Annotated in this window: 11 protein-coding genes; 9 read left to right on the top strand and 2 right to left on the bottom strand. The window is 59.3% G+C overall.

The features are described 5' to 3' along the window. Positions 1-2: 2 nt before the first annotated feature. The 5 genes from cyoB to queC all read left to right on the top strand — a co-directional run bounded on the left by cyoB (position 3) and on the right by queC (position 4,680). Entirely contained in the window at positions 3-2,021 is a 2,019-nt protein-coding gene (cyoB, locus tag MUM_RS0113120; RefSeq protein WP_010170338.1) for a cytochrome o ubiquinol oxidase subunit I, read from the top strand. A gap of 3 nt (positions 2,022-2,024) precedes the next feature. After that, the gene (locus MUM_RS0113115; protein WP_008435616.1) at positions 2,025-2,651 is read left to right on the top strand and encodes a cytochrome o ubiquinol oxidase subunit III; all 627 of its coding nucleotides are present in this window, start codon (positions 2,025-2,027) and stop codon (positions 2,649-2,651) included. Continuing rightward, a complete protein-coding gene (gene cyoD, locus MUM_RS0113110; RefSeq protein WP_003216374.1) occupies positions 2,651-2,986 on the top strand; it encodes a cytochrome o ubiquinol oxidase subunit IV in 336 nt (111 codons plus the stop codon). Before MUM_RS0113115 ends, cyoD begins: the two co-directional genes overlap by 1 nt. Before the next feature lie 11 nt (positions 2,987-2,997). Next, positions 2,998-3,885, top strand: a complete 888-nt coding sequence (cyoE, locus tag MUM_RS0113105; protein ID WP_010170337.1) for a heme o synthase — start codon at positions 2,998-3,000, stop codon at positions 3,883-3,885. Between the two features lie 102 nt (positions 3,886-3,987). Further along, a complete protein-coding gene (gene queC / locus MUM_RS0113100; RefSeq protein WP_010170336.1) occupies positions 3,988-4,680 on the top strand; it encodes a 7-cyano-7-deazaguanine synthase QueC in 693 nt (230 codons plus the stop codon). Between the two features lie 40 nt (positions 4,681-4,720). Here the strand turns inward: queC and MUM_RS0113095 are convergent, their stop codons facing one another. Together MUM_RS0113095 and MUM_RS0113090 are read right to left on the bottom strand one after the other, a co-directional pair. After that, the gene (locus tag MUM_RS0113095; protein WP_010170335.1) at positions 4,721-5,617 is read right to left on the bottom strand and encodes a queuosine precursor transporter; all 897 of its coding nucleotides are present in this window, start codon (positions 5,615-5,617) and stop codon (positions 4,721-4,723) included. Beyond that, positions 5,604-6,209 (bottom strand): helix-turn-helix transcriptional regulator, encoded by a 606-nt coding sequence (locus tag MUM_RS0113090; protein WP_010170334.1) that lies wholly within the window; start codon positions 6,207-6,209, stop codon positions 5,604-5,606. The genes MUM_RS0113095 and MUM_RS0113090 overlap by 14 nt, the downstream gene beginning before the upstream one ends. Before the next feature lie 277 nt (positions 6,210-6,486). On the opposite strand from MUM_RS0113090, the gene glyA reads away from it, so the two are divergent. The 4 genes from glyA to MUM_RS0113070 all read left to right on the top strand — a co-directional run bounded on the left by glyA (position 6,487) and on the right by MUM_RS0113070 (position 11,685). Beyond that, on the top strand, positions 6,487-7,842 hold the full coding sequence (glyA, locus tag MUM_RS0113085; RefSeq protein ID WP_010170332.1) for a serine hydroxymethyltransferase: 1,356 nt from the start codon (positions 6,487-6,489) through the stop codon (positions 7,840-7,842). 256 nt (positions 7,843-8,098) lie between these two features. Continuing rightward, positions 8,099-8,635, top strand: coding sequence for a sugar dehydrogenase complex small subunit (locus MUM_RS0113080; RefSeq protein WP_169386243.1), 537 nt, complete (start codon positions 8,099-8,101; stop codon positions 8,633-8,635). Positions 8,636-8,649: 14 nt separating this feature from the next. Further along, positions 8,650-10,239, top strand: a complete 1,590-nt coding sequence (locus MUM_RS0113075; protein WP_010170327.1) for a GMC family oxidoreductase — start codon at positions 8,650-8,652, stop codon at positions 10,237-10,239. Between the two features lie 3 nt (positions 10,240-10,242). Then, positions 10,243-11,685, top strand: a complete 1,443-nt coding sequence (locus tag MUM_RS0113070) for a c-type cytochrome (protein WP_010170325.1) — start codon at positions 10,243-10,245, stop codon at positions 11,683-11,685. The last annotated feature ends 46 nt before the right edge of the window (positions 11,686-11,731 follow it).

Here is an 11,731-nt window from a genome sequence, read left to right as displayed (position 1 = left end):
CGATGTTTGGTAAATTAAGTTGGGATGCGGTCCCGTTCCACGAGCCGATCGTGATGGTGACCATCGCCATGATCGCGCTGGGTGGTCTGGCACTGTTTGCAGGTATCACGTACTTCAAGAAGTGGACCTACCTGTGGACCGAGTGGCTGACTTCGGTCGACCACAAGAAAATCGGCGTCATGTACGTCATCGTTGCCATGGTCATGCTGCTGCGTGGTTTTGCCGACGCCATCATGATGCGTACCCAGTTGGCCATGGCCACCGAGGGTTCGCCTGGCTACCTGCCTCCTGAACACTATGACCAGATCTTCACCGCCCACGGTGTGATCATGATCATCTTCATGGCGATGCCTTTCTTCACCGGCCTGATGAACCTTGCCTTGCCGCTGCAGATCGGTGCGCGTGACGTTGCGTTCCCGTTCCTGAACTCCTTGAGCTTCTGGCTGCTGGTGTCCGGCGTGGTGCTGATCAACCTGTCCCTGGGCGTCGGCGAATTCGCCAAGACCGGTTGGGTTGCGTATCCGCCGTTGTCGGGCCTGGCTTACAGTCCGGGCGTGGGTGTGGATTACTACATCTGGGCGCTACAGTTATCAGGACTCGGGACGACACTGACGGGGGTCAACTTCCTGGCCACCGTCCTGAAAATGCGCGCCCCTGGCATGAAGCTGATGGACATGCCGATCTTCACCTGGACCTGCACCTGGGCCAACGTACTGATCGTTGCATCGTTCCCGATTCTGGCTGCAACCATGGCGTTGCTGTCGCTTGACCGTTACCTGGATTTCCACATTTTCACCAACGAACTTGGTGGCAATCCAATGATGTACGTGAACCTGTTCTGGGCATGGGGTCACCCTGAGGTGTACATCCTGATCCTGCCAGCGTTCGGTATCTTCTCTGAAGTGATCTCGACCTTCTCGGGCAAGCGCCTGTTCGGTCACCACTCGATGATCTACGCCTCGGGCGCGATCTCGGTACTGGGCTTCATGGTTTGGCTGCACCACTTCTTCACCATGGGTTCGGGGGCCAGCGTCAACGCGTTCTTCGGACTGGCGACGATGCTGATTTCCATCCCGACGGGGGTGAAGCTATTTAACTGGCTATTCACCATCTATCACGGCCGTCTGCGTATCACCAGCCAGGTTCTGTGGACCCTGGGCTTCATGGTGACCTTCGCGATCGGCGGCATGACCGGCGTACTGCTGGCCATCCCGGGTGCTGACTTCGTACTGCACAACAGCCTGTTTGTAATTGCTCACTTCCACAACGTGATCATCGGCGGCGCGGTATTCGGCTACATCGCAGGCTTCAGCTTCTACTTCCCGAAAGCGTTCGGCTTCAAGCTGCACGAAGGCTGGGGCAAGGCTGCATTCTGGTTCTGGATCTCGGGCTTCTTCGTCGCGTTCATGCCGCTCTACGCGTTGGGCTTCATGGGCATGACCCGTCGTCTGAACGCCACTACCAACCCTGAGTGGGTGCCGTACCTGTACGTCGCCATGGTCGGTGCACTGATGATTGCTGTCGGTATCGCCTGCCAGCTGATCCAGCTGTATGTCAGCGTGCGTGATCGCAAGCAGAACCTGTGCGAATCCGGCGACCCATGGAATGCACACACCCTGGAATGGTCGACCTCGTCGCCACCGCCGTTCTACAACTTTGCCGTACTGCCTAAGGCTGACAGCATCGATCCGTTCACCGAAGCCAAGGAAGACGGTACTGCGTACCAGAAGCCTGCGCGTTACGAACCGATCCACATGCCTAACAACACCGCCACTGGCGTGGTGATGGGCGCGCTGTTGACCGTATTCGGTTTCGCAATGATCTGGCACATCTGGTGGCTGGCCATCGTGAGCCTGGTGGGCACCATCGGCTACTTCATCGTTCACGCTGCCCGTGATGACCAAGGCTACATGGTGCCGGTCGACGTGATCGAACGCATCGAAGCCGAGCAACACGCTCGCCTGGTTGCCGAGAAGAAGATCCCGGCCAACCGTGTTGAAACCTCGTTGGAACAGGCTTAAACCATGTCGAACTTAGTGACCAATGCTGGACACGCCCATGTCGATGACCATGGGCACGATGACCATCACCACGACTCGGGGCCAATGACCGTCTTCGGTTTCTGGCTCTACCTGATGACCGACTGCATCTTGTTTGCGTCGATCTTCGCGGTGTACGCGGTACTGGTAAACAACGTAGCGGGTGGCCCGTCGGGCCACGACATCTTCGAACTGCCTTACGTGCTCGGCGAAACCGCCTTGCTGTTGTTCAGTTCGATCACCTACGGCTTCGCCATGCTGGCCTTCTACAAGGGCAGCAAGAAAGGCGTCCTGAGCTGGTTGGCACTGACCTTCCTGTTCGGCCTGGGCTTCATCGGCATGGAGGTCAACGAGTTCCACCTGCTGATCTCCGAAGGTTACGGCCCGCACCGTAGCGGCTTCCTGTCGGCGTTCTTCACGCTGGTAGGCACCCACGGTCTGCACGTGACTGCCGGTCTGATCTGGATGGCGACCATGATGTATCAGGTCAACAAACATGGCCTGACCAACACCAACAAGACTCGCCTGAGCTGCCTGAGCCTGTTCTGGCACTTCCTGGACGTGGTCTGGATCTGCGTCTTCACCGTTGTCTACCTGATGGGGACTCTGTAATGGCTAATGCACATTCCCATGACAGCCACGATGACAGCCACGGCAGCGTCAAGTCGTACGCCATCGGCTTCATCCTGTCGGTCATCCTGACGCTGATCCCGTTCGGCCTGGTGATGTACCCAACCTTGCCGAAGTCGATCACCTTGATGATCGTCCTGGCGTTCGCGGTGATTCAGGTGCTGGTTCATCTGGTGTACTTCCTGCACCTGGACCGCTCGAAGGCTCAACGCGATAACGTGATTGCGTTCGTGTTCGCAGGCTTGGTGATCCTCCTGCTGGTTGGCCTGTCGGTATGGATCATGTTCAGCATCCATACGTTCATGATGGCGAAGTGAGGTAAGACCCGATGTCGCTTAAGCACTTTATCCAAATCACCAAACCGGGGATCATTTTCGGTAACGTGCTTTCTGTGGCAGGCGGTTTCTTCCTGGCCTCCAAGGGGCATGTCGATCTGGCCATATTCCTGGCTGCGATGATCGGCACGTCCCTGGTGGTAGCTTCCGGTTGTGTATTCAACAACTGCATCGACCGCGATATCGACATCAAGATGGAGCGCACCAAGAATCGTGTGCTGGTGCAGGGCCTTATCTCCCTGAAGCTGGCACTGATCTTCGCAACCGTTTTGGGTATCGCAGGCGTGGTGTTGTTGTACAAGGTGGCCAACCCGCTGGCGGCGCTGTTTGCCGTGATCGGTTTTGTCATCTACGTCGGCTTCTACAGCCTGTACCTCAAGCGCAAGTCGGTTCACGGCACGCTGGTGGGCAGTCTGTCGGGGGCGATGCCGCCGGTGATTGGTTATGTGGCTGTGACCAATAGCTTCGACATGGCCGCGCTGGTGCTACTGGTGATGTTCAGCCTGTGGCAGATGCCGCACTCTTATGCCATTGCGATCTTCCGCTTCAACGACTACCTGGCTGCTTCGATTCCGGTCCTGCCGGTCAAGCGTGGCATCCGGGTCGCCAAGAAACACATCCTGCTCTACATCCTGGCCTTCCTCGTGGCGACCTTGATGTTGACCTTCAGTGGCTACGCCGGCATGAGCTACCTCGCCGTCGCCGCCGCCATGGGCATGTACTGGTTGTACATGGCCTGGACCGGCTACAAGGCGGTGGATGACACCGTCTGGGCACGCAAGCTGTTCGTCTTCTCGATCTTCACCATCACCGCCTTGAGCGTGATGATGTCCCTGGATTTCCAGGTGCCGAAAGAGTTGCTGCTGACGTACGCCCACTGAGTGATCAAGCAGTAAAAAACCCCGCCTTCGAAAGAAGCGCGGGGTTTTTTATTGAGGGGCCTTTAAACTATGCCAAATCTTACAAATGCAGGAAGCAGCGTGATGAGTAAAAAAGCCGTTATCGTATTCAGTGGTGGGCAGGACTCGACGACCTGCCTGATCCAGGCACTGCCGCTGTATGACGAGGTGCACTGCATTACCTTCGATTATGGCCAGCGGCATGTGGCAGAAATCGAAGTCGCGCAGAAACTCGCCAAGCAACTGGGCGCCACCGTTCACAAGGTGATGGACGTGTCCCTGCTGAACGAACTGGCCATCAGCAGCCTGACCCGCGACAACATTCCGGTGCCCACGGTGAACAGCTCGGGCGAGAGCTTGCCAAGCACCTTCGTGCCAGGCCGGAACATTCTGTTTTTGACCCTGGCGGCGATTTACGCCTATCAGGTCAAGGCAGAAACCGTGATCACCGGCGTGTGTGAAACCGACTTCTCGGGTTACCCGGATTGCCGGGACGAGTTCGTCAAGGCGCTGAATAAAGCGCTGCAACTGGGCATGGAATACGACGTGCGCCTGGAAACGCCGCTGATGTGGCTGAACAAGGCCGAGACCTGGGCCCTTGCGGACTATCACCACCAGCTGGACCTGATCCGCAACCAGACCCTGACCTGCTACAACGGCATCATCGGCACGGGGTGTGGCAACTGCGATGCGTGCAACCTTCGCGCACGCGGCCTGAACGACTACCTGGAAAACAAGGCAGCCGTCCTGCAGAGCCTGAAAAGCAAATTGGCTTGATGCCGAGCGTTCCCGTGCTGAGCACGGGAACGTTCACCGATCAGTTGGTTTGCTGCGCAGCCTGGTTATCGCCGGTGATGTAGCGCTTGAACAGCGAGCGGGCGCCATAGGCCGGCAGGATGTTGAAGAAGGCAAAGCAGACTTTGATCGCGATCTGCACGTAGATCATGTTCAGGATGTCGCTGGTCTGCATCGCGCCGTAGAACGCGATGAAGCAGAACAGGAAGCTGTCGATAATCACCGCGAAAAACGTACTCAGGAAAATTCGCAGGAATAAATACCTGGAGTTGGTCAGCTCTTTGATCTTGCACAGCAGGTACGAGTTTATGTTCTCCGACACCAGGAACGAAACCGAGGAGGCGATCAACACCGACGATACCTGGATGATCACGTCGTTGTAAGGTCCGTCGAGCTTCCAGCCGGGCAAGCCGGGGAGGAAGGTCGAGCCGTAGAGCAGGATGATGATCATCGCGTTGCTGGCAAACGCAAACAGGATGGCCCTTCGCGCCAGCCGGAGGCCGAACTGCTCGTTGAGCAAGTCCACGATCAGGAATGTCAGCGGGTACAGAAACGTGCCGGGTGTGACGATAATGCCCAGCGACTCCAGGTAAATCGGTTTGGTCGCGGCGATGCTGGTAAAGATATAGAACGTAAAGAGCAGCAAGTTCAGGATGATATAGATCATCCATGAGTTCTCATTGCGGTCATTGAGCTCGTACGCGGTGAGCGCCCCGCCCTGGGAATAGAACTTCTTGTACATGTTCTTGACTTCCATTTTATTTAAATTGTCCATGATTTCGCTGTTCAGCACTTCGCTCAGCTTTACTCGAATGACCTTGCCCGTGGCGATCACCATGATCACCGCCAGGCTCTTGTCATTCTCGAACCCCAGCAACTTGTATTTGCTGTTCTCGACGTCGTGTTCATACGTGGTCATTGAAGCGCTCCTCGATGATATCTCCCACCACACAGATACGATCCGAGCTCACACACGCTTCATCCGTGATGAATAGTGTTTTGCTGACGCAGTCGTACACCAACTTTTCCTTATCGTCGCTCGACGAGCCCTTCTGCACGATCAACAAATCCCCCGGCTCGTTGACGCCGGCAATTTCATGTTCCAGCAGAACAGCGATCAAGTTGTAGGAGGTGCCGAAGTAGTAGGTCAGCGGGTACAGCGTGGCGAGTTCGCCAATGCGCTTGTGCATGCTCGCCATGACCAGGCTTTGCTTGATGATCGGCACGGCAGCCGGGTTCATATTTCCCTGGGGGGAAATACTGCTGTCGATGATTTCTTTTTCTTCAAAGTCGAGGGTCTCGATTTCTTCGTAGGAGACGCCAAAGAAATCCGAGATCTTGCGGACGGTGGACTGCTGTACGTTGACGACTTTGCCTTCCAGAATGTTGTAGATCGTGGTTCTGGTCAGGCCGGCCGCGTTGCACAACGACAGCTGTGTCTCTCCGCGGCTTTTGATCAGGTATTTGATGTTGCTCTTCAAATACTCGGTGCGTTCTTTTCTATGAATCAAGTGCCCACCACTTCCTTATGTTTTACACCGAGCGTCCATTCTGGCCGGGTTGCGGGCTTCGCCGCGGCGCGAAGTGTTGCATGCACCCGCTACAAGAATAAAGACCGTGATCAGTTTTTTGGCGATTGGCCAGCATCCAGCCAGGGAAAACCGCGCCTTGTCCCCCCGTACCCCGGCAAAAAGAATCATTTAATTTGGAAAATGTTCATTTTTCTGCTTAATTGCCCTGCGCCCAACGGAAAGGTGCTCGGGATTTTCAGGGAAGGAACACATGACTATGACAGTCAACATGCAACCACTTACCCACCACGCCGGCCTGTTGCAACGAGGGCGGACGGATCTTCGGGCAGAAGACGCAGAGCTGGCGGGGCTGCTGGATGCAGAAGTCACGCGCCAGCACCAAACCCTGTCACTGGCCGCTTCGTCCTGCGCCGTGAAGCCGCACATCCTGGCGGCGTCCGCCTCGGTGCTGGTCAACGTGACCGCCGAGGGTGCCCTTGGCTGGCGTCATCACGCCGGCTGCGAGAACGCCGACCGGGTCGAAGCCCTGGCGGTCCGCCGGGCGCGTGAGCTGTTCGGCGCGCAATACGCCGGCGTGCAACCTCACTCCGCATCGACGGCCAACTACCAGGTGCTGGCGGCCTTGCTCGAGCCCGGCGACACGGTGCTCGGCATGGCCACCGATCATGGCGGGCCCCTGAGCCATGGCAGCCCGGTGGCGTTCACTGGCGCGTACTACAAGGCGCTCAGATATGGCACCACCTCCAAGGGCGTGATCGACTACGAACAGGTGCGCACACAGGCGCTGGCCCATCGCCCGCGCGTGATCATCTGCGGTGCGACGGCCTACTCGCACCTCATCGATTTTGAACGGTTCCGCGCGATTGCCGACGAAGCCGGGTCGATCCTGCTGGCGGATATTTCGACCGTCGCCGGCCTGGTCGCCACCGGACGCCATCCGAGCCCGGTCGACGCGGCCCACGTCACCACGCTGTGCACTCACAGGCAACTGGGCGGCCCGCGCGGCGGCCTGATCCTTTCCGGGCGCGACGCGGAAACCAAGGTGCCCGGCCTCAAGACCACCTTCAGTCGTCTTCTCGACCAGGCCGTGTTCCCGCGGATGCAGGGCGCGCCGGCCTTCAACATGATCGCGGCGAAAGCGGCGGCGTTCGGCTACGCCATGTCGGCGGAATTCGACGCCTGGATGGCGCGGATTCGCACCACCGCCGATGAACTGGCCAACGCGTTTCAGGCCTGTGACTACGAGGTGGTGGGCGGGCGCAGTGAGAACCACTCGATCCTGATCCGCCTGCGTGGCGGCATCACCGGCTCTGTCGCCCAGGCGGCGCTGGAGCAATGCGGCATCATCGTGGACAAACATCGCGCACCGGGTGAGACGCGACCGTCATTTGTCGCCAACGGGTTGTGTATCGGTAGCGGCTCCCTGGCGCAACGCCACGTGGACGCCCATGGATGCCGCCAGGTGGTCGAGTTGGTTGGCCGGGTACTCGACGCCGTCACGCCCCTCAACGAGCACAAATACACCCTCGATCCCGTCGTGCAGGAATCCCTGCGTTTACAGGCCCGAACCTTGTGCGCGAAGTACCCGCTCGCGGATTACCTGCCTGACTGAGTCATTACCCCGGGGGATGTTTCATGTTATTGCGGGATAAATTGCTGTACGGTGTTTAAGCGGCTGTTATAGACGGTCGCGCTATTGCTTATATCCATAATTAACAAGCTGCACGACAGCTTGACGTTCTCCTGGCAGTTATAAAAAGGGCTCTTAAAGTCCGTTCAACCTCCGTGAACGAAGTACTCAGCCTTTTGCAGTGAAGTCGAACTTGGCCTCTGCGCCGATTGTTGTTCGACTCATGAGGAGATACCCCGTGATTACCCGAAGAAAACTTCTTTATTCAGGCGCAGCCTTGACCGGCGCCGGCCTGTTTGCCCCGCTGTGGGCCGGTGCCGCGCTGGCGCAGGACGTCAGCAGCGCCGCCAGCGACGACATTGAATCCTTCCGCCAATTGTCGATGTTCCTCCTCGAACGCCCGAGCCTGGATGCCGCCTTGTCCTTGCGCATCCTGGCCCAGTGCACCCAGAACGACCCTGCATTCCCCGAGAAGATCAAAGCCTTGTGGAGCAAGGTCGGCCAGCATCACCTGCGCAGCGTCAGCCAGTTGTCCGGCAGCCCGTTCTACCGCGACCCGGTGGTCAAGGACACGACGCAGAAAATCGTTTCGGCCTGGTACCTGGGCTACACCGGCACCCCGGTGTCCCTGCGCGCCACCGACGGCACGCGGCTGGTGACCTTCACCGGCGCCCTGGCCTATGCGCCAACCGCAGACGCCACGGTGATCCCGACGTACTCCCGGGGAAAAACCAATTACTGGGTTAATCCTCCGGCCACGCTGGCCAACGACTAAGACAAGGCACTTTTATGAATCAGGATTTTGACGCCGATGTCATTGTGGTTGGCTCCGGCGCATTAGGCACTAACGCAGCATTTGAATTGGCCAAACACGGCAAGTCGGTGATTATTCTGGAAGCGGGTGAACATATTCCCCGCTGGAAGATAGTCGAGAACTTCCGTAATTCGTCGAATAAAGGCAATTACAACTCGCCGTATCCGAATGAGCCGTGGGCCCATCATTCTTATGATGAGCAATACATCGAGAACACCGGTTCTTTCGAGTTCCGCCCCGGCATGTTGAAACTGGTGGGCGGCACCACCTGGCACTGGGCGGCGGCGTGCTGGCGTTACTTGCCCAACGATATGAAGCTCAAGACCCTGTACGGCGTAGGTCGCGACTGGCCGCTGGAATACAGCGAGCTGGAACCCTATTACGTGCGCGCAGAAATTGCCCTCGGCGTGTGCGGCAGTGACACCCAGGACCAGAGCGGGCAGGGCGGCGGCGCGTTCCCGCCGCGCTCAAGCCCCTATCCGATGGCGCCGGAAGGCGATACCTACCTGTTCCAGCGCCTGCGCGAACGCATGGCCCCGGCGGGGTATCACTTTATCCATGAGCCCAACGGCCGCGCCACCGAACCCTACGACGGGCGCCCGGCGTGCAGCGGCAACAACAACTGCATGCCGGTCTGTCCCATCGGCGCGATGTACAGCGGCGACGTGCACGCCCGCCACGCCGAACAGGCCGGCGCCAAGCTGATCACCGACGCCACCGCTTACAAGCTGGAAAAAGGCGCCGACGACAAGATCGTCGCGATCCATTACCGCAGCTCCACCGGCGCCGATGTGCGGCTCACGGCCAAGTACTTCATCGTCGCCGCCCATGGCCTGGAAACCCCCAAGCTGTTGCTGATTTCCGAGGTCGCCAACTCCTCCGACCAGGTCGGTCGCAACCTGATGGACCACACCGGCCAGGGCCTGCAATTTGTCGCCGACGAGCCGTTGTGGCCGGGGCGCGGGGCGGTGCAACAGGGCGGGATTTTCAATCGTCGCGACGGTGAGTTCCGCAAGGAGCGTGCTTCGGTCAAACACTCGATCTCCAACAACGTGCCGAACATTGCCGTGGCCAAACGGCTGATCGCCCAGGGCGTGTACGGCAAGGAGCTGGACGAGCGCATCCGCCACGACGCGGCGCGCTGGGTCGACGTGTCCACCGTGTATGAAACCCTGCCGTTGCAGACCAACACCGTGCGCCCAAGCCGCACCCGCAAGGACGCCCTGGGCATCCCGATGCTGGTGGTCAACTACGAGGTGGGCGATTACGTGAAGGCGGCCGAGGCCGGCGTCACCGAAGATTATGCGCACTTCGTGCAACTGATGGGCGGCACGGTGGTGGAAGACAACACCGGCTACCAGAACCGCGACCACCTGATGGGCACCGTGATCATGGGCGCCAACCCCAAGGACTCGGTGGTCAACCACGAGTGCCGCACCCACGACCACGCCAACCTGTTCCTCGCCACCACCGGGGTGATCCCGGCTTCCGGCACCATCAACCCGACCCTGGCGGGCGTGGCGCTGAGTATCCGTATGGCCGACATCATTGCGCGGGAGGTCTAGGTCATGGGATTGCTTAAATTTCCGTTGCTGGCCTTGCTGCTCACCGCGTTGCCGGCGTTTGCCGCTGAAGACACCGCCGCGCTGATCCAGAAAGGCGCCTATGTGGCCCGTGCCGGCGACTGCGAAGCCTGCCACCGCACGGCTGAAAACGGCGGCGCGCCGCTGGCCGGTGGGTATGTGATCGACTCGCCCATGGGCAAGATCATCTCCAGCAACATCACCCCGTCCAAGGCCTACGGCATCGGCGACTACACCGAGCAGCAACTGGCGGACGCCTTGCGCAAAGGCATCAACGCCAAGGGCCAGCACTTGTACCCGGCAATGCCTTACACCTCGTACCAGGGCATGAGCGATGACGACATCCACGCCTTGTACGTGTACCTGCAACAGGGCGTCAAAGCCGTGGACCAACCGGTGCCGGAAACCCACCTGGCGTTCCCGTTCAACATCCGCCAACTGATGTTCGGCTGGAACCTGGTGTTCCTCGACAGCCAGGGCTTTGTGCCCAAGCCCGGCGCCACCGAACAGGTCAGCCGTGGCCAGTACCTGGTGGACAACCTGGCCCACTGCGGCGCCTGCCACACCCCGCGTAATGCCTTGATGGCCGAGGACAACAGCCAGTACCTGGCCGGTGCGAAACTGGGGGGATGGGTCGCGCCCAACATCACCTCCGACAAGGTCAGTGGCCTGGGGGACTGGAGCGACGACGACCTGGTCAACTTCCTGAAAAACGGTCACCTCGCCGACAAGGCCCAGGCGACAGGCGGCATGGCCGAAGCCGTGGAAAACAGCTTCCGCTACCTCAGCGACAGCGACCTGCACGCCATGGCCGCCTACCTGCACAGCGTGCCGCCGATCCGCGACCCCGGGCAGGCCGAGCGCGTCGTGCGCAAGGTCACACCCGTGGACATGAGCACCCTGGAAACCGGCCAGGGCGACCAGGCCTCACTGGCCGATGCCACCGGCCTGAATGGCGCACGCCTCTACAACTCGGCCTGTTCCAGTTGTCACGGTCGCGATGGGCAGGGCAGTGCCGACAAGTTCTACCCGTCCCTGAGCCTCAACACCGCGCTCAACGGCAACCAGGCCAACAACCTGGTGATGGCGATCATCGCGGGCATCGACCGCAAAGGGGCTGACGGCGCCGTGAGCATGCCGGCCCTGGGCAGCGACCTGAACGACGCGCAAATCGCCGCCATTGCCAACTACAGCCTGCACACCTTCGGCAACCCGGCGCTGAGCGTCAGTTCCGAAGAAGTCACCAGCCTGCGTCGCGGCGGGGATGTGCCGTTGTTGATCACTGCCATGCCGTATCTGTTGTGGGGCGGTGGTTTTGTGGTGTTGGTGCTGATCATCGTGCTGGTGCTGTGGCGCCGTCACCGCAAACACCTGCGGGAAGTGGAGGCCAAGCGGATCGCATTGAACCGGCGTTTTCATTCCAAGTAGGTAGAAACGCAAAAGCCCCGCCTTCGGTCTGAAGCGCGGGGCTTTT

Origin of the sequence: Pseudomonas sp. PAMC 25886, assembly GCF_000242655.1 — a bacterium.
Lineage (GTDB): Bacteria > Pseudomonadota > Gammaproteobacteria > Pseudomonadales > Pseudomonadaceae > Aquipseudomonas.
The sequence above is the reverse complement of the archived record's forward strand: the minus strand, read 5'-3'. Positions and strand labels throughout refer to the sequence as shown.

What these genes read in the sequence shown, in the direction of transcription:
- cyoB (WP_010170338.1), top strand. Translation starts at nt 3, where the DNA reads ATGTTTGGTAAATTAAGTTGGGATGCGGTCCCGTTCCACGAGCCGATC.
- MUM_RS0113115 (WP_008435616.1), top strand. Translation starts at nt 2,025, where the DNA reads ATGTCGAACTTAGTGACCAATGCTGGACACGCCCATGTCGATGACCAT.
- cyoD (WP_003216374.1), top strand. Translation starts at nt 2,651, where the DNA reads ATGGCTAATGCACATTCCCATGACAGCCACGATGACAGCCACGGCAGC.
- cyoE (WP_010170337.1), top strand. Translation starts at nt 2,998, where the DNA reads ATGTCGCTTAAGCACTTTATCCAAATCACCAAACCGGGGATCATTTTC.
- queC (WP_010170336.1), top strand. Translation starts at nt 3,988, where the DNA reads ATGAGTAAAAAAGCCGTTATCGTATTCAGTGGTGGGCAGGACTCGACG.
- MUM_RS0113095 (WP_010170335.1), bottom strand. Translation starts at nt 5,617, where the DNA reads ATGACCACGTATGAACACGACGTCGAGAACAGCAAATACAAGTTGCTG.
- glyA (WP_010170332.1), top strand. Translation starts at nt 6,487, where the DNA reads ATGACAGTCAACATGCAACCACTTACCCACCACGCCGGCCTGTTGCAA.
- MUM_RS0113075 (WP_010170327.1), top strand. Translation starts at nt 8,650, where the DNA reads ATGAATCAGGATTTTGACGCCGATGTCATTGTGGTTGGCTCCGGCGCA.
- MUM_RS0113070 (WP_010170325.1), top strand. Translation starts at nt 10,243, where the DNA reads ATGGGATTGCTTAAATTTCCGTTGCTGGCCTTGCTGCTCACCGCGTTG.